General features: G+C 41.5%; 18 protein-coding genes. 11 read left to right on the top strand and 7 right to left on the bottom strand.

Going from position 1 to position 16,726, the window contains the following annotated elements:
- Window positions 1–2 precede the first annotated feature (2 nt).
- From QL229_RS15000 to QL229_RS14990, 3 genes are read right to left on the bottom strand one after another with little or no spacing between them, the layout of a single operon-like run.
- The gene (locus tag QL229_RS15000; protein WP_138556516.1) at window positions 3–584 is read right to left on the bottom strand and encodes a uracil-DNA glycosylase family protein; all 582 of its coding nucleotides are present in this window, start codon (window positions 582–584) and stop codon (window positions 3–5) included.
- A gap of 19 nt (window positions 585–603) precedes the next feature.
- The gene (locus QL229_RS14995) at window positions 604–966 is read right to left on the bottom strand and encodes a VOC family protein (RefSeq protein ID WP_138556515.1); all 363 of its coding nucleotides are present in this window, start codon (window positions 964–966) and stop codon (window positions 604–606) included.
- A gap of 9 nt (window positions 967–975) precedes the next feature.
- Window positions 976–1,668 (bottom strand): aspartate/glutamate racemase family protein, encoded by a 693-nt coding sequence (locus tag QL229_RS14990; RefSeq protein ID WP_138556514.1) that lies wholly within the window; start codon window positions 1,666–1,668, stop codon window positions 976–978.
- A gap of 201 nt (window positions 1,669–1,869) precedes the next feature.
- On the opposite strand from QL229_RS14990, the gene QL229_RS14985 reads away from it, so the two are divergent.
- Genes QL229_RS14985 through QL229_RS14975 form a run of 3 tightly spaced genes read left to right on the top strand, consistent with a single transcriptional unit; the run spans window position 1,870 to window position 4,144 of the window.
- Complete coding sequence (locus QL229_RS14985; RefSeq protein WP_235382006.1) at window positions 1,870–2,214, top strand: hypothetical protein; 345 nt, start codon at window positions 1,870–1,872, stop codon at window positions 2,212–2,214.
- Window positions 2,211–3,812: a PepSY-associated TM helix domain-containing protein gene (locus QL229_RS14980; protein ID WP_281547127.1), complete on the top strand. Its 1,602-nt coding sequence runs from the start codon at window positions 2,211–2,213 to the stop codon at window positions 3,810–3,812. Before QL229_RS14985 ends, QL229_RS14980 begins: the two co-directional genes overlap by 4 nt.
- Window positions 3,809–4,144 (top strand): DUF3325 domain-containing protein, encoded by a 336-nt coding sequence (locus QL229_RS14975; protein WP_135926659.1) that lies wholly within the window; start codon window positions 3,809–3,811, stop codon window positions 4,142–4,144. Before QL229_RS14980 ends, QL229_RS14975 begins: the two co-directional genes overlap by 4 nt.
- A 213-nt stretch (window positions 4,145–4,357) precedes the next feature.
- On the opposite strand, the gene QL229_RS14970 is transcribed toward QL229_RS14975, so the two are convergent.
- Complete coding sequence (locus QL229_RS14970) at window positions 4,358–4,891, bottom strand: lipocalin family protein (RefSeq protein WP_135926660.1); 534 nt, start codon at window positions 4,889–4,891, stop codon at window positions 4,358–4,360.
- 102 nt (window positions 4,892–4,993) lie between these two features.
- Between QL229_RS14970 and QL229_RS14965 the strand changes: the two genes are divergently transcribed.
- From QL229_RS14965 to QL229_RS14930, 8 genes are all read left to right on the top strand, one after another.
- Window positions 4,994–5,443 (top strand): YaiI/YqxD family protein, encoded by a 450-nt coding sequence (locus QL229_RS14965; RefSeq protein WP_135926661.1) that lies wholly within the window; start codon window positions 4,994–4,996, stop codon window positions 5,441–5,443.
- Window positions 5,440–5,982, top strand: coding sequence for a hypothetical protein (locus QL229_RS14960; RefSeq protein WP_138556512.1), 543 nt, complete (start codon window positions 5,440–5,442; stop codon window positions 5,980–5,982). The genes QL229_RS14965 and QL229_RS14960 overlap by 4 nt, the downstream gene beginning before the upstream one ends.
- A 69-nt stretch (window positions 5,983–6,051) precedes the next feature.
- Window positions 6,052–6,420 (top strand): response regulator, encoded by a 369-nt coding sequence (locus tag QL229_RS14955; RefSeq protein WP_135926663.1) that lies wholly within the window; start codon window positions 6,052–6,054, stop codon window positions 6,418–6,420.
- 13 nt (window positions 6,421–6,433) lie between these two features.
- A complete protein-coding gene (locus QL229_RS14950) occupies window positions 6,434–7,246 on the top strand; it encodes a transporter substrate-binding domain-containing protein (protein ID WP_138556511.1) in 813 nt (270 codons plus the stop codon).
- 135 nt (window positions 7,247–7,381) lie between these two features.
- Window positions 7,382–9,079, top strand: a complete 1,698-nt coding sequence (ggt, locus tag QL229_RS14945; protein ID WP_138556510.1) for a gamma-glutamyltransferase — start codon at window positions 7,382–7,384, stop codon at window positions 9,077–9,079.
- A gap of 350 nt (window positions 9,080–9,429) precedes the next feature.
- The gene (locus QL229_RS14940) at window positions 9,430–10,035 is read left to right on the top strand and encodes a DUF998 domain-containing protein (RefSeq protein ID WP_138556577.1); all 606 of its coding nucleotides are present in this window, start codon (window positions 9,430–9,432) and stop codon (window positions 10,033–10,035) included.
- A 188-nt stretch (window positions 10,036–10,223) separates the two neighbouring features.
- Entirely contained in the window at window positions 10,224–10,607 is a 384-nt protein-coding gene (locus tag QL229_RS14935; RefSeq protein WP_138556509.1) for a hypothetical protein, read from the top strand.
- Between the two features lie 172 nt (window positions 10,608–10,779).
- Window positions 10,780–10,992, top strand: a complete 213-nt coding sequence (locus tag QL229_RS14930) for a hypothetical protein (protein ID WP_138556508.1) — start codon at window positions 10,780–10,782, stop codon at window positions 10,990–10,992.
- Between the two features lie 169 nt (window positions 10,993–11,161).
- Here QL229_RS14930 and QL229_RS14925 read toward each other — a convergent pair whose 3' ends face one another.
- Genes QL229_RS14925 through QL229_RS14915 form a run of 3 tightly spaced genes read right to left on the bottom strand, consistent with a single transcriptional unit; the run spans window position 11,162 to window position 16,716 of the window.
- Window positions 11,162–11,824 carry a class I SAM-dependent methyltransferase gene (locus tag QL229_RS14925; RefSeq protein WP_138558810.1) on the bottom strand — a complete coding sequence of 221 codons (663 nt, stop codon included), beginning with the start codon at window positions 11,822–11,824 and terminating at the stop codon, window positions 11,162–11,164.
- 9 nt (window positions 11,825–11,833) lie between these two features.
- Window positions 11,834–15,487 (bottom strand): SbcC/MukB-like Walker B domain-containing protein, encoded by a 3,654-nt coding sequence (locus QL229_RS14920; protein ID WP_281547126.1) that lies wholly within the window; start codon window positions 15,485–15,487, stop codon window positions 11,834–11,836.
- Entirely contained in the window at window positions 15,484–16,716 is a 1,233-nt protein-coding gene (locus QL229_RS14915) for an exonuclease SbcCD subunit D C-terminal domain-containing protein (RefSeq protein ID WP_281547125.1), read from the bottom strand. The genes QL229_RS14920 and QL229_RS14915 overlap by 4 nt, the downstream gene beginning before the upstream one ends.
- Window positions 16,717–16,726 lie beyond the last annotated feature (10 nt).

Genomic DNA, 16,726 nt, shown 5'->3' with positions numbered 1-16,726 from the left:
TTTTACCTTGCTAAAATTGTACGTATTTTATTACCAAGCTCAGGCAATACTTGTTGCTCAAACCACGGATTTTTCTTCAGCCAGATATTATTGCGAGGGCTTGGGTGGGGCAGTGGCAAGTAACTTGGCCAATATTCACGCCACGATTTTACTAACTCAGTTAAGGGGAGCTGCTTAGTGTGAGGCAAATGATATGCCTGCGCGTATTTACCTAAGATAATGGTGAGCTCAATATTATTGAGCTGCGCTAAGAGCTTTTCACGCCATGCTACAGCGCACTCTTTTCTTGGCGGTAAATCGCCAGACTTGCCTTTGCCTGGGTAGCAAAAGCCCATCGGTAAAATAGCAAAATTGCAGTCATCGTAAAACTCATCGCTCGTTACACCAAGCCAAGAGCGAAGCCTTTGGCCACTTGCATCATCGAATGGTTTGCCACTTTCATGTACTTTAATCCCCGGGGCTTGACCGGCAATTAAAATGCGAGCTTGTGGGTTAAATTGAATAACAGGGCGTGCCCCAAGTGGTAAATGCGGTTCACAGATCACGCATTTACTAACTTGTTGTAATAACGATTGAGTACTCATCAGTTAGTAAAAATATGATCTATGCTTGTTTTGACCAAACAGCTAACTCATTACCACTTGGCTCTATGAAGTGAAAACGACAGCCTCCAGGAAAATCAAACAAGGGTTTAATAATCGTGCCACCATGTTTTTCTACCTGCGCTTGAGTGTCTTTAATATTATTTGAATAAAGCACTAGTAGCGCGCCACCATTACTGGTTAAGCTAGTTAATGGCGCTTGATAAAAACCGCCATCAAGACCCGCAGATTCAGCGCTAAAAGCCGTGTACTCAGGGCCATAATCGGTAAATTGCCATTTAAAAACCTGATGAAAAAATGCTTTTGTTGCAGCTAAATCTTTGGCGGCAAATTCAACATAATTTAAGCTATGGTGGTTCGACATAATCTGCTCCTATTTTAAACTATTCTCAAGCGCCATAGCGCAATGAACTGCTGTACTATCAAGTAATGGTATTGAGGTATCGGATTGTTGTACTAGTAATCCTATTTCTGTGCAGCCAAGAATAACCGCTTCTGCACCTTGCTGAGTTAGCTTATCAATAATAGTTAAATACTCAGCTTTGGATTCTGGCTTGATTATGCCTTTACACAGTTCATCATAAATGATGCGGTGCACTGTTTCACGCCCCTGAACCTCAGGGATTAACACGTCTATTGCGAATTTATCTGCTAGGCGTTGTTTATAAAAGTCTTGTTCCATAGTGAACTGGGTACCCAGCAAAGCCACTTTTTTAAAGTTGTGTTGGATCAGGTTTTCACCAACTGCATCGGCGATGTGTAACAAAGGAATTGCAACGGCTGCTTGTACTTGCTCTGCTAGTTTATGCATTGTATTGGTACAAATTAATAAATAATCTGCGCCAGCAGCTTCAACTTGTTTGGCTGCTTTAATGAGTATCTCGGCCATTTGTGGCCAATCTTGTTGCTGTTGTAGCGCTGCTATGCTGGCAAAATCGAGACTGACAAGCACTATCTTTGCACTGTGCAGCCCCCCCAGTTTATTTTTAATGCCTTGATTTAAAAGCTGGTAGTAACTTTGTGTAGACTCCCAACTCATGCCTCCGATTAAGCCTATCGTTTTCATTGCAACTCCCTTTTTATTTACTTAACACCATATGATATTGCACAGAACAAAGCTAGCAGATCATTATTTTACTAACATAACGACTTAGTTGGTTTTGTTTCAGTATTTAATACGTGCATGCAAATGATAACTACTATCTTTTCTGTTTGCCGGCGATATAATACGGGTTTTTCTTCTTGTGTTATTTTCTAAGGGATTATCATGCATTCTCAATCATTAGATGCAATGGCAGGCAATCGCCCTAAAAATACAGCTAAAAAGCGCTCTGTGAGCCTCTCTTATCGTGTCGCTGTGTTTTTGCGTTTTGTTGCAGCCATCATGGGGGGTTACGCTTTTACCAGTGTACTTATTTCATTATTAGCTGTGTTACTACCTCTTAATAAACTCGACAGCGTGCTGTTGACCACGACTCTCTCGGTATTTTTTTACTGTTGCGTGTTTATTTGGGTGTTTGCCGTTAAGTCTTTAAAGACTGTTTGGATCACTATTTTACTAACTACTAGTGGGCAATTGCTGGCCCTTTCATTTATTAAGGGATGGCTATGAAAGAGAGTTTTTTCCGCTCCATGACATGGCTTCATACCTGGGTGGGCTTATTGGTATGCTGGTTATTATTCTTGATATTTTTTGCAGGCACTATCAGCTTTTTCAAAGATGAAATCACTATTTGGGCTGAGCCAGAAACGCATCATGTAAAGCACCAAGTGCAACGTGTTCAGTCTCAAGCCGAGCAAATTAATTATGTGTTTGCACAATTACAACATCAGGCACCTAATTCATTATCTTGGCGAATAAACTTACCTGAGCCGCGTAATCCTATTTTAAGATATGGGTATGCTGAGCCTAAACAGCCAGGCCAGCGCCGAGCGCCTTTTAACTATACGCATTTAGACCCAAATACCTTAGAGCAATTGCCAGCGCCTCGCGATACAAAAGGAGGCAACTTTTTTTATCGCTTGCACTTTGATTTACATTACATCGATGTATTTACTGCACGTATAATTGTTTGTTTAGCCTCATTATTTATGCTGGTAGCACTGGTTACTGGCATCGTGATCCATAAGCGTATCTTTAAAGATATGTTTAGTTTTAGAGCAAACAAAGGTAGCCGTAGTTGGCTTGATGCACATAATGTTTCGTCAGTACTGGCACTGCCATTTCATATTATGATCACTTATACGGGGATTATCACTCTCATATTTATGTTGTTCCCCTACCCTGCTGAAACTGTATATGAAGATGGCTTGAAGCAAATGTTTGAAGAAGCTTTACCCATCAACAAACGTGCAAAGCCTAGTGAAGAGCAGCGCCCCTTGATTGCAATTAACGAGGTGTTAGATCAGATTTATACTAAGTCACCAAATGCCGACATTAGCTATGTGTTTGTAAGAAATGCCAATACAGCGACCTCGCAAATAGTGGTTTATTTAGCAACCGGTAAAGATGTTGTAGATAACGGACCACGTTATTTATTTAATGGCGTTACCGGCGAACTAGAAGCAAGTTCTGGTGAGGATTGGAGCGCTTCAGCGCAGTTTTATGACTCAATGACCGCATTGCATAGTGGTCGCTTAGCGGAGCCTTTACTGCGTTGGTTGTATTTTTTCTGTGGCGTAGCTGGTTGTGCCATGATTGCTACAGGCTGCATTATGTGGGCAAAACGCCTTCGTGAGAGACAAAAATCTGACCAACAACCAAGCTTTGGCTTGAAGCTGGTTGAGACACTAAATTTGGCCACACTGATGGGCTTACCTTTTGCTACAGCAGCTTTCTTTATTGCTAACCGTTTATTGCCTTTAGAGTTAGCTGAGCGTGCCGATAAAGAAATACTCGTGTTTTTCTTAGCTTGGCTGGCGATGCTAATTATCGCTGTGAGCGGCCGAGAAAAACATCATTGGCGCTATAGTGCATGGCTTAATGCCATAGCTTGCTTTTTAGTGCCGGTGGTAAATGCACTGACGACTGATGGTAATTGGATCACGTATTTACTAACTAAACAGTGGGCTTTATTCGGTATCGATAGTGCGTTTATTTGTGCTGGGCTGCTGTTTTTACTACAAAGCAAAAAAATACCTAGCCATAAAACCGTGATAAATAAGGCTAAATCAAATAAAAACAGGCTGTTAAAGGAGCAACAAGGATGATGGAGTTACTGCAATTTAGTCTCTGCTTTTTGGGGTTTAATTGTTTTGCACTTGCAAAGTTCAATCATTTTCGTGATGTGTTTAAAAAGAAATTAACCGAAAAACAGCGGCATAGCTTTTTGATGAGTGGCTGGATCACTATTTTACTAAGTTTGCTGCTTAGTGTGCTTAATGATGGTGGTTATGGTGCTCTGCTGTTTTGTGGTTATATGGCATTAAGTGTAGTTATGCTAATGATTTTATACAGTTTTACCGTTTCTTGGGTGAAGTATGTCAGTGTATTAACTATGTCTGTTTTGCTGTTAAGTGGCTTTTCAGTGATGATTTTATAGTCTAGTTAGTAAAATGCTGATCTGATATCAACCGGCAATAATATTTAATTAATCGAAATGATATAAAAAAAATGGGTAGGCATTGCCTACCCAAGCAGGGGATTAAATTGGGGGATCACATGTTGCTTCAATTTAACGATGCATAGTTTGCATAATGTCCATTACAGTTGTGTTGCAAATTCGTGATATTTCCAAGACAGTTGTAAAGCCCCTTTACAGGTTTTTATGGTCAACATAGATAAGTTCATCTGTTTTGAAGCCATACTGTTTAGCTGTATTTATAAAATCCTGCATTTGCTGTTCTGTTACAGTAGGTGTACGCGACAAAAACCATAAATAGTCTTTGTTGTAGCCTGTGATATAAGCGTATTGATAATCCTGTTTGTCTAATTCAAACACCACGTAAGAGCTGTAAAATGGCCCAAAGAATGATACTTCTAGGTGGCCTATGTCTTGCTGCTCTGCAAACTTCGCCTTTCCTTCTGCTTGCTGCCATGCTTTATCTTCAACGCTGTAGCCTTTATTGATGACTTTTACAGTGCCATCAGGATTAATCGAGTATTGAGCAGTAATACCTTCTAAGCCTCTTTCAAATGAGTGATCCAGACGTGCAATTTCGTACCAAGTTCCTGTGTATTTTTCTAGTTCAAAATTATCGACGGGTTTGATGTCATCCGGCACGCCAGTACAGGCCGAAATAATCGCAGTAATAAATATAACCCCTAAAAGTTTTAATGATTTTTGCACGCTTATACTCCTTTTAAATAAACAAATTAATACGTTAATAGCGGTAATTAAGTTCAAGTGAGGTAAACTATGCCAGTCTAGAATAGTTATATTGAGAATACCATGAAGATTTGGGTTGATGCAGATGCCTGTCCCGTTGTTATCAAAGAGATACTTTTTCGCGCTGCTGAGCGTACGCAAACGTTTACCACATTGGTTGCGAATCACGCGATGCGAGTACCTCCTTCTAAGTTTATTAGCCGTTTACAAGTTTCTTCGGGTTTTGATATTGCTGACAACGAAATCGTTAAACGTATCGAGCCGAATGATTTGGTAATTACTGGTGATATTCCTCTAGCTGCTGAAGTTATCGAAAAAGGCGCACAAGCGCTCAATCCTCGCGGTGAATTATATACAACCGAAAATATTCGCTCCCGTTTGAATGTTCGCGACTTTATGGAAACAATGCGTTCGAGTGGTGTTGAAATGGCCGGTGGCCCGCCGCCATTAAGCCAAGCTGACCGTCAAAACTTTGCAAATAACCTAGATCGGATCCTAGCTAAAAAGCCATGAGTGAAGTTAATAGTGCATCACTACAGGGGTTTGGTGATGAGGCGTTTAAAGTCGCTGTTTATATTGAAAAGCGCCCGCCGATGCCTGCTTGGCAACAGCTTGATCATTTGCATGCAATGCAAACAGGCCAGATTAACGAAATAAACCAAGCGTGTGGAAATGGTTGGCGTAAAGTTTTTAACGTATACAGCAAAGTGCTGTTTGCCCTACCAAGCGAGTTTTATGATTTCGCTAAAAGGGCGCCTGATTGGCAAACTTTTCGTGATGAACAACTGCTGCAAGCACATAGCCAAACCACGTTACTGTTCAGCCCGCCGATATTAAACAAACCAAAGCAATTACACATCATTGCTGGTCGAACTTATGCTAAGCAGCTTATTAATAACGGACTTTTGGATTGCCAATTAACTTGGCTTGATGATGAGTTTGCAATTAACAAGTCTAGTAAAGTGATTGTTTGCCCTTATTTTGACTATCGCCAATTGAGCAACATTAAAATTGCGCGCTTAAGTCAATTGGTCGCTGATGTTGTCTCTTAGCTGCTACTTTATTGCGTTATTGGGTTAGCAAACTAAGCTTAAAAAATCAAAACTTTAATAGTGCACTTAATGAAAATATTGGTTGTAGATGATATGCCCCTTATGCGTCACGTGTTGATAAACATGTTACGTAGGCTTGATTATAATGACATAACTGAGGCAACGGATGGTGCACAAGCATTTGACTTACTAGAGAAGCAAACCTTTGATCTAGTAATCACTGATTTGCATATGCCTAAAATGGATGGCAGATGTTTGCTGAACCATATCAGAGAAACGCCCACGCTTGCTAACTTGCCAGTACTAATGGTGACATGCGAAGACAGTAAGCAAACCGTCAATGAGATGATTACCGCAAGAGTTAACGGCTTTATTATTAAACCTTTTTGTTTAAATACATTGCAAAAGCAGCTGAGCCGAATTGTTAAACCTGATTAATGAGTTAAGAGCGATGTATAAGCATTTAACACTATTTAGTTTATTCACAGTCAGCACTGCAGTGGCTAGCACGGAACAACTGACTTTATATACCGAAGTGTTTCCTCCTTACAACTTTATGCAGCACAACCAACTGACCGGTATTAACACCAAAATCATGGAATCTTTGTGCGAAAAAGCCAAGCTAAATTGTACGTTCAATGTATTGCCTTGGAAGCGAGGCATGTCACTGACAATGAGCCAACCGCATACAGGGATATATTCAACATCGCGTACCGCAAAACGAGAAAAACAATTTTATTGGGTTGGGCCACTGGTGTCAGGGCACTCATGTTTATATCGTTTAAATGAGCGTAACGACATTAAAGTAAGTAGTACAAAGTCGTTGCAAAACTATACTATTGGCGTATCGCGTGGTGATGTTTATCAAACAGTTCTTGCTGATTTTAATCTTAATGAGGGCCAACAGTTTTTAACCTATTCAAAAAAGTTTGAAGAGCTAAAGATGTTTAAGCAAGGTAAGCATGACTTGCTGATTGGCTCGTCACTCACCCTAACATCGCAACTGATGAATGTAGGTATGAGTCCTCAGCAAGTGACCCCGGTATTTGAGCTAAAGCACCCTGCTTTAGTGGGTAATTATTTAGCGCTTAACAAAAACACATCGCCCGAGGTAGTTACCGCGCTGCAAAAGGCGCTTGATAGCATGAAGCAAGAAAACCAAATTGCGGCGATTATTGATCAGTTTGTCGCTGGGAACATAAACTCAACTGGTGAAACTTCACCAGTTGCAGAGCAATGTCTGAATGGTTCTGCTATTTACTAATTTGGCTTTGTTTAAGGTAAATTAGCTGCGGTTTTGGTATTTTTTGAAGTCAATCGTGTTTTCTCGCGCTCGATCGCAAAGCCATTGCCTGATCTTTAATTGCTTTTTATAGTGGTAAAAAAAAGGGCAAAAACTATGAAACCAACTCCACTTATTAAAAGTTTAGTACTAGCAGTATGCTTAGGTACAACAGGCGCTTCTCAAGCTTACGATCGCATCACCGGCCATAACTTTGCCAGTCGTTCTGAGGTCATCGCGCAATCAGGTATGGTTGCAACCTCACAGCCGTTAGCTACGCAAGTGGGCTTACAGGTATTAAAAGACGGTGGTAACGCTATTGATGCAGCCATTGCGGCAAATGCAGTGCTTGGCCTTGTTGAACCGACTGGCTGTGGAATTGGTGGCGATTTATTTGCCATTGTTTGGGATAACAAAACTAAGCAATTATATGGTTTAAATGCTTCTGGCCGTTCACCACTAAGCTTGTCTTTTGACACTTTAAAAGCACAGGGTGACTACATTCCAGCTTATGGACCTTTACCTGTGTCGGTCCCCGGTGCTGTAGATGGCTGGTTTGAGTTACATAAAAAGTTTGGCAAAACGCCAATGAAAAAGCTACTCCAACCTGCTATCGATTATGCTGAAAATGGCTTCCCTGTGTCTGAGTTGATTGCCTATTACATGCAAAAAAGTGTGGCTGCACGAGGTAAATACCCAGGTTTTAAAGATGTTTATATGCCTGATGGGGCAATGCCAGAAAAGGGTGAAATTTTTAAGAACCCAGCCCTTGCAAACACCTATCGTAAAATTGCCAAAGGCGGCCGCGATGCTTTTTACAAAGGCGAGATTGCTAAAGAAATTGGTCGCTACATGAAAGAAAACGGCGGCTACTTATCGTATGAAGATTTAGCTGCGCACTATAGTGAATGGGTTAAGCCTGTGAGCGCCGATTATAGAGGGTATACGCTTTGGGAATTGCCACCAAATGGCCAAGGTATTGCCGCACAGCAAATTCTCAATATTCTTGAGGGCTACGATATCAAAGGCATGGGCTTTGATAGTCCTGAATACGTTCACACCTTTGTTGAGGCGAAAAAACTCGCGTTTGCAGATCGTGCAAAGTACTACGCCGATCCAGCATTTAACACCATTCCCGTACAAACACTTATTTCGCAGCAATATGCTGACCAAAGACGCAAACTGATAGACCCTAATAAAGCCGCAAAACGCGACCATGCAGGCCCAGTAGAAGGCGATACCATTTATATGACGACCGCCGATAAAGACGGCAACATGGTTTCACTTATTCAAAGTAATTACCGTGGCATGGGCTCAGGTATGACACCGGCAAAATTAGGCTTTGTATTGCAAAACCGTGGCGAAATGTTCGCGCTTAAAAAAGGCCACATGAACCAATATGAGCCAGGCAAACGACCATTTCATACAATCATTCCTGCGTTTGTCACCAAAGATGGTAAGCCATATATGAGTTATGGCGTTATGGGCGGTGCGACACAGCCACAAATGCATGCTCAAATACTTATCAACATGATTGATTTTGGCATGAACCTGCAAGAAGCCGGTGATGCACCGCGTATTCTGCACACAGGTTCATCGCAGCCGACAGGTGAGATCATGGAAGACGGTGGTTTTGTTAGCTTAGAGTCAGGTTTTTCGATGGAAACCCGTCGTGAGTTAATAAAGAAAGGCCACACCTTACAAGACGCCGTTGGCCCATACGGTGGTTATCAAGCAATATTGAAAGACCCAAAAACCGGCGTTTATTACGGCGCATCTGAAACCCGCAAAGACGGCCAGGCTGCGGGGTATTAGGCTATTGTAGGTTGGGTAGAGCGGAGCGAAACCCAACAAACTTAGCGAGTTACAAACTAAAGTTAGCGAGCTTTGATGCAGCAGCGTTTTACATCGCGTAGGCGTGAAATTTATTTCGCGCGATGGTTCATTACTCGCTAACTCCCAACCATATACCCTGCAAATATGATGAAAATGAGCATTGAGCCATTTTTCTTTCTGAATATCTTTAGCATCAAAAAAATTTACAGTTAGCAATGCATTCCGTTATTTGTTAATAGTAGATTTATTAAACATAATGAGCGTGGCATCGGCATAAATATGCGCGAAGTGTGCACGATAAAATGTTAGTTAACAAAGGGACTTTGGTGGTGTTTGAGAGTATTGCGATCTATTCAGGATTAATTGCAACAATCTGGATTTTCATTGGTGTATATGTAGCAGGTAGGTTTTATACTGGTTATAGCCATTCTAAGCAATTTTGTAGTGAGTTAGGTGCGACTGGTAGCCCAACTGAAAAATTGTCTCCTTTAATTAATAATTATCCTCTTGGTTTTCTATTTTGCTTTTTCGGTTGGTATCTGGCTCAACTCTCAAATGTTTCAACTTTAGTGAATGTTGCGGGTTGGTTAGTTATAGCTCATGGTGTAGGTACATGGGTCGCAGGTTACTTTCCAATGGACGCCGATCCATTTACTAAGAATCCAACTTTTAATTGCAAGGTACATTCTTGGGCTGGTTTTATCATGTTGCTTTCATTAGTTATTGCACCGATATTAGTTGCTATAAGTCCAACAACTGAAATTATCCCGTTATATTTCCGTATTTTTTCATTGCTTTCTGTTGTCGCAGCGGTTTATTTTCTTTTTGCAATGGCCAAAGCTGTAAAATCCCAAAGTAATCCTGGCACCTATCAGCGTATTTCATATGGCTTTCAGCTAATTTGGCTAAGTGTTTTTTCATTAGTATTGGTGTAATTGTGAACTAACAAGTCATTAAACCAGAACAAAACAGTTGGTTTTTGCTCGTGCCTCGCTTATTTTAACCTGTTATTTGAGGCGTTAGCTTTTACTCAAGGAGAGAGTTTATCAAATACGCAGAAGAATATTCAAAACCTGAACAAATTAGAATAAAAGCATTAATTATTTTAGCTTGCGCTTTAGCCGTGATAATTAGCATAAAATGGTTTATTCCATTTTTAGAATGGTATGTAGATACCGTTCACTGTCACACTCCTTTCGGTTATTCTGGGATTTCAGTCTTATGGTATTCAACCTTTGTCGGATTTCCTTTGTTAAGTGCTATTTTTATCGGTCTATTTACACTACCTGTAGGTATTAAGGGGTTTATGCATGGACAGTTCCCACCGAAGGGAGTAAAAGTGCTTCAACCTACAAAGATTCTTACTGGATGGCGCGCAAATCTTAAGTTAACTGCACATATACTTATTCCTCTGTTTTTTTTATTTTTTTCTATTTGGGGCTATTTTCAAGTTGATGAAATGCCAAATATAAAGGATGATTTTGATTACAGTGTATGTAAAAGCTAACAAGCGCATTAAGCTAGAGACTGCCAACAGTTTGCTCAGTTGCAAACATTTTAAAGATAAAGACTTATAACAGGCAATCAAAATAGAATCCGAAAAGCTTGGCTCAGGCTCGTTCCTTGCCGTTTATTGCGGCGTTATATTACTAATATCATCACAGAGTGTAATTCTAAAAATGGAAGTTAAAATATTCACAAAAATCATAAAGCCTAAACAAAGTTTTTGGCCTAGTTCACCTACATCATCTGATTGTGGTTTAGAAACTGAAATCAATCTTTGGTTAGCCTCTCAACCTGATATAGAAATTAAAAATATTACTCAATCACAAAGCGGTGGTTCATGGATGCCTGCAACAGTAATCGTAACTGTTTGGTATAAAGTAAAATAACAAGAAAGTTAAGCGGGGCTACTAACAATTGATTAGGTTTCGCTGTGCTCTACCCAACCTACAAAACATCGCGCGAAATAAATTTCGCGCCTACGTGATGTCGTTTTACTCTTTCCCATTTTAGCTCGTTAACTTGTTGGGTTTCGCTGTGCTCTACCCAATCTATGAGCTAACTCCCAACCACATACCCAGCAAAACCAAGCACTTTAAAATACTGTTTTGGGGTGCTGAAGCGGGTTTCATTCATTAACTCTGAAAAACGAATGCGGTCTAATGGGTAAAACTCGTGCTCTAGGTTGTGGCGCATGCGTTCTACGCCGACTTCTGTTAAACCTAACTGTGTACACAGCTGTAGTTGAGATTCGCGCTCAAAAGTGGTTTCTGGGCGCATTAAATCGGCAATGTATAAGTTGCTCGATTTCTTAAGCTTGCTGTGAATCGCTTTTAATAGCGCTTTTTTATCGCCGTTATCTTCAACAAAATGCATGACCAGTAAACACAGTGCGGCGTCACATTGAGTGTCGATGTCGTTGATATCACCGCAGTGCACTGTCACGCGGTCGCTGATGTTATGCTGGCCAAACTGTTGCTCGGCAATATCGAGCATGTCTTGTGAAATATCTTGAGCAATAAATTGCCAGCTTGGTTTTAGCGCCGCTAATTCGATGATTTCTTTACCTGTTCCGGAACCAACAACTAAAATGCGCGCATCATCGCTCAGCGTGGTTGCTAATTGGGCGGCGGTTGCTTGATGTAATAACTCATAACCTGGAACTAGGCGCAAAATGCGTTCGTCGTAGTGACTTGCTTCTTCGTGATTAAAAGTTGGCATGCTAATCCTTTAAATAACTGAGATGGTCGAATAACCACCTGGTTTTTTCGCTACATGCACTTGGGTGGCAACGCGTTCGGTCATTTCAGATACGTGAGAAATAACCCCGACTTTGCGGCCTTGTGCTTGCAGAGAATCAAGAGCATCCATCGCGATGCTTAACGTTTCACTGTCCAACGTACCAAACCCTTCATCGATAAACAAAGAGTTTATTTGTACTTTATTCGACGACAACGAGGCAAGCCCTAATGCCAGTGCTAACGACACTAAAAATGACTCGCCGCCCGATAATGTATTAACAGAGCGCTGCTCATCGGCCATGTCTTTATCGATAATTGCGATATCGAGTGTTTGCCCTATAGCTGTTAATTTGTAGCGTTTATTTAGGGTTTGTAAGTGAATATTCGCGTAATGTAGCAGTATTTTTAAGGTTTGTGTTTGCGCTAAGTTACGCATGGTTTTACCGCTGGCATCCCCCAAGACCTTATTGAGTAGATGCCAGTGCTCATAGCTTTTTTGCTGATCAACCAATTGCTTTTGTTTATCTTCAAGCGCTTGGCTATTTTGTTGATGGGTTTTAAGCTCCGTCGCAACTTGCAATAATGCGTTATTTGTTTGCACTTGTTGCTCTGTGGCTTGATTAAGCTGTATTTGCAGCTCATCTTCATCGAGAGCTGGCTTATCTTTTTGATGCTGAGCCAAAGCCTGCTGTCGTTGTTTTAAAAGAGCCTCAGCATCTTTTAAGTTACTCTCGGCGGTGTGATAATCAGCCAAAGTTTGTTTGATTTCAGCAGGGCTTATCGTTAATAGCTGACTAACGGCTTGCTCATCTAAGCTTGGGTGCTGCGCTTTAAAATCGTTAAACCACAGACTAAAGCGCTCATTAAGTGCCGATTGTTCAGCGTTTAGCTCTTTCTCACGCTCATCAAGGTTAGCTATTTGAATAGCTTGTTCGTCACGCGCCTTCACCGCATTATTATGGGTTGTCTGGGCAAGTTGTAGTGCTTGCTGCGCTGAATCTATCGCTTTTTCAAGCTCTGTAATAAACTCATCTACCGAAATCGCTGCGTTACTCAATAAGCCCTCGCGCTTTGATTGTATCTGCGTTAATTCGTTTTGAGTTTGGCTTAGTTGCTCGTTGCAATGAGTTAAAGAGGTATGTGCTTCGTTAAGCTGCGGCGTTAAATGCGCAAGATGCTGCTCAATGGCTTTTAAGTTCGTTTTAAGTTCATCCGCAGTTTGCAGCGAAGTTTGATAAGCCTCAACGTGCTCAGCAATGTTCTCTAAAGAAGTGTTTTGTGTATTGAGTGCCTGCCACCAAGGTGCACTGGTGAACTGTTGATTCAGTGTCGTATAAAGCTGCTGATGCTCATCATTGAGCTCATTTAAACGTGTTTGCAGATTATTTAGTTGTTGCTGCAACTCGTTTAACTGCTGCTCTTTGCTATGAAGCGCTTGTCCTTGCTGATTATACTCAGTTTGCTTAGCCGCAAGCGTGTTTTGCAACTGCTGTTGCTGCTCAAGGGTTTTGTAATATTGCTGTTTTTGCAGGCTGAGCTGTTGTTGACGCTCGTTTAACTGAACTTCGGTCAAATCATTTAGCTCAGTTCGATTAGCCGCCATGGTTTCTTTGAGGCTCTGTTGTTGAGCGCTCAGTTCTGAGATTTGCCCTGTTAACGAGCTTATCTGTTGGCTGCATGCCGCCAGCTCATTACTTTTAGCTTGCTGTAATGCTTGCTGAGCTTTTAAGTGCTGTTTGGCGTTAGTTAACTGGCTGGTAAAGTCGTTAATAAGTTGACTAAATTGCTCGTTTACCATTTCTTCATGCATAAAGGGGTGTTCTTTTGAGCCACATACTGCACACGGCTCCCCTGCTTTTAAAGTGGCGCGTAACTGGCTGACCCCTTCACTGGCTCTTAACTGCACTTGCTGTAAGTTTTGCTCACAAAACGAAACCTGCTGCTGTGCTTGCTCTGCACCTTGCTGCGCATCTTTTAATGCCGTTTGCAGTTGCTGCTCAGTCTGGCTTAATGTGTTTAATTGTGTTTGCCAATTTTTTAACTGCTGCTGATTAGTTTGCCATACTTGGCGCTTTTCAATCAGGTGCTTAATCGCATCAAGCCTAGCGTCGATATCGGCCATTGATTGAGTATTTAAACTCGATTTAAAGGCGATATCTTGCTCATTTAGGCGCTTAATTTCTTGCTCAAGGGCTTGGTATTGAGTTTTACACTGCTGCGCGGCTGCTTGCTGCTCATCAATCTTAGGTTGAAGAGCTTTTACGTTTTGCTGTGATTGGCTAATTGTGTGCAGTTGCTGGCTAAAGCGGCTTAACTCACTTTTATAGAATGACCAGTCTTTTGCTAATGGTTGCCATTGTGCATGTGTTTCTAAATAGCTATTTATTTGTGCTTGTTGCTCAAGCTGTTTTTGCTGCTCTGCTTTATGGCTATTTAGTGTATTAGTCAGCTCTTGATGATGGTGTTTCGCTTTCTCTGCGTGTACTTTTTGCGCCGCTGCTTGCTGGTTTAATACAGCAAGTTGCTTATCTAACTCACGGGCCTGGCTAATAATAGGCTGCGCGTCTTTTTGTGCTTGCTTAGCTTGGTTTAGTTGTGCGGTTTGCTTTTCAAGGGTTTGCTCAGCGTCTTTGATCAGTGTTTTATGATCAACGTTTAAAAGCTGCTTACGGTTTTTAATTAGTTGCTCATGTTGAACGCTAAGAGTCGCCACACGTTCACGGTTATCTTTTATTTCTAGGCATTGTTGAGCTTGTTTCGCTTCAGTGGCTTTTTCAGCAAGCGCGTGCATTTGTTGCTGTAACTCTTGCTTGGCTTGCTCAGCTTGGTTTAGTTGTTGCTGCTGCTGAGATGCTTGTTTGTACCACGCTTGGTACTGTTCAAATTGTTTTATTTGTTTTTGCAACTCAGCAAGTTTAGCCTCAAGCGCTTTTTGCTCTGCTTGTTTAGTTTTGACTTCTTCAGGGCTTAAAACCTGATAGTTGCTTAAACTTAGCTTTAACTGCTCTAAAGCTTGCAGCTGTTCACGATGGCGCTCAAAAATTCGCTGACCAATACGGCTGAATTTATCGGTGCCTGTTAAGCATTCAAGTAGTTGCGCACGTTCATCCCCAGTTGCTTTTAAAAAAGCGGCAAATTCATGCTGTGCAAGCAGTACTGCTCGTGAGAACTGCTCAAAGCTCAAGCCGATAATACGCTCGATTTCTTTACCAGCAGCACTCCTATCAGCAATTAGGGTTTCATCAGGTAATGAGTACAGGCTATGTTGTGCGGGTTGTAATTTGCCATCGGCTTTATTACGCGCTCGGCTAAAGCTTAATCTTGCGCGATATGATTGTTTGTCTTGGCCAATAAAGTCGACTTCTGCAAAGCCCTGCCCTGCCCCGCGGCGTAATAAGTTTCGCGAGTCATTGAGTTTGATATTGTCGCCGTTAAAGTCAATTTTATTGCCTGTATCACCACGTAATCTTGCTGTTTTGTTATAAAGCGCTAAGCAAATGGCATCGAGTAAAGTACTTTTACCCGCCCCGGTATCACCCGTGATGGCAAACAACCCCGCTTCTTTTAAAGGCGAAGCGCTAAAGTCGACTTCGGCGTCTAAGATAGAGGCTAGTTGATGAACACGAATCGCTAAAATTTTCATAGTAGGTCCTCCGCATTCAATTCATCGATTACTTGGCTTAATAAGCTTTCTAGCTCTTTTGGCACAGCCTGCCCTGCCATATCTTTATTGTTAGCAAATGCTTGCTCTAAAAGTGAGTGTGGGTTCAGCGCTTCAATTTGTGAGACATCTTCAAATAGGGTTTGTTCATCGTCTTGCTGGCTACTCTGTTGACGAACCCTTTCAATGCCACAGAACTTAACTTGTTTACCTTCAAGGGCTTGTTCTATTTGTTCTCTGAAAGTGGTGTCAGTGTCATGGGCGCTCAATTTAACCCGCAGGTATGGCGCTAAATCTTGATCTGTTAAATCGAGTTGTTTTATAAGCTCACATAATTCGTTTAGTGGCACACAGTTTTTTTCTGGCAGCAACATGACTTTACAAAAGCTAGGAATGTAAAGGGGGTTTACAGTAGTACCTGAGTCACTAAGCTCAACTATCACAACTTGATGCTGATAGCGTCTTTCAGAAAATGACATCGGCATTGGCGTGCCACTGTAGCGAATGGTGTCTTTCTTGGCGACGGTTTGTGCTTTATGAAGATGTCCTAGCGCGACATAATCAGGTTGATCTGTAAATATGCTAGCCGATATTGCATCTTCGCCACCTATAACTAAATTGCGTTCAGAATCTGATGAGATGTCTCCACCTTTTGCATGTAAGTGGCCCATCGCAATTAATGGCGCGTTTGGTAATTCGCTTGCGGCTTGTAATGCATCTTTGTAGGCAAGAGCAACGGCTTGGTTGTAACTTAACGGTTGCTCTTGTTGGCGGTTATAGCTGCTTAAATCACTGCTACGTAAAAATGGCATGGCAACAACATTCGCATCGCCGTTTTTTGTGCTGATTGGTAGTACTACTTCATGAGGGGCGTTACTATCAAAGCGGCCAACAACATGGGTATCAAACTGAGCTAATAAAGGTTTTGCAGCCATTATTCGATTTGCAGAGTCGTGGTTACCAGCAATAATGACTATGTGTAAGTCAGGGCAATGCTGCTTGGTGGTTTTAATAAATTGGTAGAGTTGGTTTTCTGCGCTGGCAGGTGGTGTTGCCGTATGATAAATGTCACCCGCAACTAGCAGTAAGTCGATCTGTTCTGAAACAAGCGTATCGGTTAACCAAGCTAAAAACGCTTGATGTTCATCGAATCGGGAGTGCTCGTAGAATTGTTGGCCTAAATGCCAATCAGATGTATGAAGGACTTTCATTTAACGCTCT

Source organism: Pseudoalteromonas sp. PAR1, assembly GCF_947311895.1.
GTDB classification, from domain to species: Bacteria; Pseudomonadota; Gammaproteobacteria; order Enterobacterales; family Alteromonadaceae; genus Pseudoalteromonas; species Pseudoalteromonas lipolytica_C.
This window is presented reverse-complemented; position numbering and strand designations above follow the sequence as displayed.

Excerpts from the sequence above, each read along its gene's own strand:
- QL229_RS15000 (WP_138556516.1), bottom strand. The coding sequence starts at position 584 with ATGAGTACTCAATCGTTATTACAACAAGTTAGTAAATGCGTGATCTGT.
- QL229_RS14995 (WP_138556515.1), bottom strand. The coding sequence starts at position 966 with ATGTCGAACCACCATAGCTTAAATTATGTTGAATTTGCCGCCAAAGAT.
- QL229_RS14990 (WP_138556514.1), bottom strand. The coding sequence starts at position 1,668 with ATGAAAACGATAGGCTTAATCGGAGGCATGAGTTGGGAGTCTACACAA.
- QL229_RS14985 (WP_235382006.1), top strand. The coding sequence starts at position 1,870 with ATGCATTCTCAATCATTAGATGCAATGGCAGGCAATCGCCCTAAAAAT.
- QL229_RS14980 (WP_281547127.1), top strand. The coding sequence starts at position 2,211 with ATGAAAGAGAGTTTTTTCCGCTCCATGACATGGCTTCATACCTGGGTG.
- QL229_RS14975 (WP_135926659.1), top strand. The coding sequence starts at position 3,809 with ATGATGGAGTTACTGCAATTTAGTCTCTGCTTTTTGGGGTTTAATTGT.
- QL229_RS14965 (WP_135926661.1), top strand. The coding sequence starts at position 4,994 with ATGAAGATTTGGGTTGATGCAGATGCCTGTCCCGTTGTTATCAAAGAG.
- QL229_RS14960 (WP_138556512.1), top strand. The coding sequence starts at position 5,440 with ATGAGTGAAGTTAATAGTGCATCACTACAGGGGTTTGGTGATGAGGCG.
- QL229_RS14955 (WP_135926663.1), top strand. The coding sequence starts at position 6,052 with ATGAAAATATTGGTTGTAGATGATATGCCCCTTATGCGTCACGTGTTG.
- QL229_RS14950 (WP_138556511.1), top strand. The coding sequence starts at position 6,434 with ATGTATAAGCATTTAACACTATTTAGTTTATTCACAGTCAGCACTGCA.
- ggt (WP_138556510.1), top strand. The coding sequence starts at position 7,382 with ATGAAACCAACTCCACTTATTAAAAGTTTAGTACTAGCAGTATGCTTA.
- QL229_RS14930 (WP_138556508.1), top strand. The coding sequence starts at position 10,780 with ATGGAAGTTAAAATATTCACAAAAATCATAAAGCCTAAACAAAGTTTT.
- QL229_RS14925 (WP_138558810.1), bottom strand. The coding sequence starts at position 11,824 with ATGCCAACTTTTAATCACGAAGAAGCAAGTCACTACGACGAACGCATT.
- QL229_RS14920 (WP_281547126.1), bottom strand. The coding sequence starts at position 15,487 with ATGAAAATTTTAGCGATTCGTGTTCATCAACTAGCCTCTATCTTAGAC.
- QL229_RS14915 (WP_281547125.1), bottom strand. The coding sequence starts at position 16,716 with ATGAAAGTCCTTCATACATCTGATTGGCATTTAGGCCAACAATTCTAC.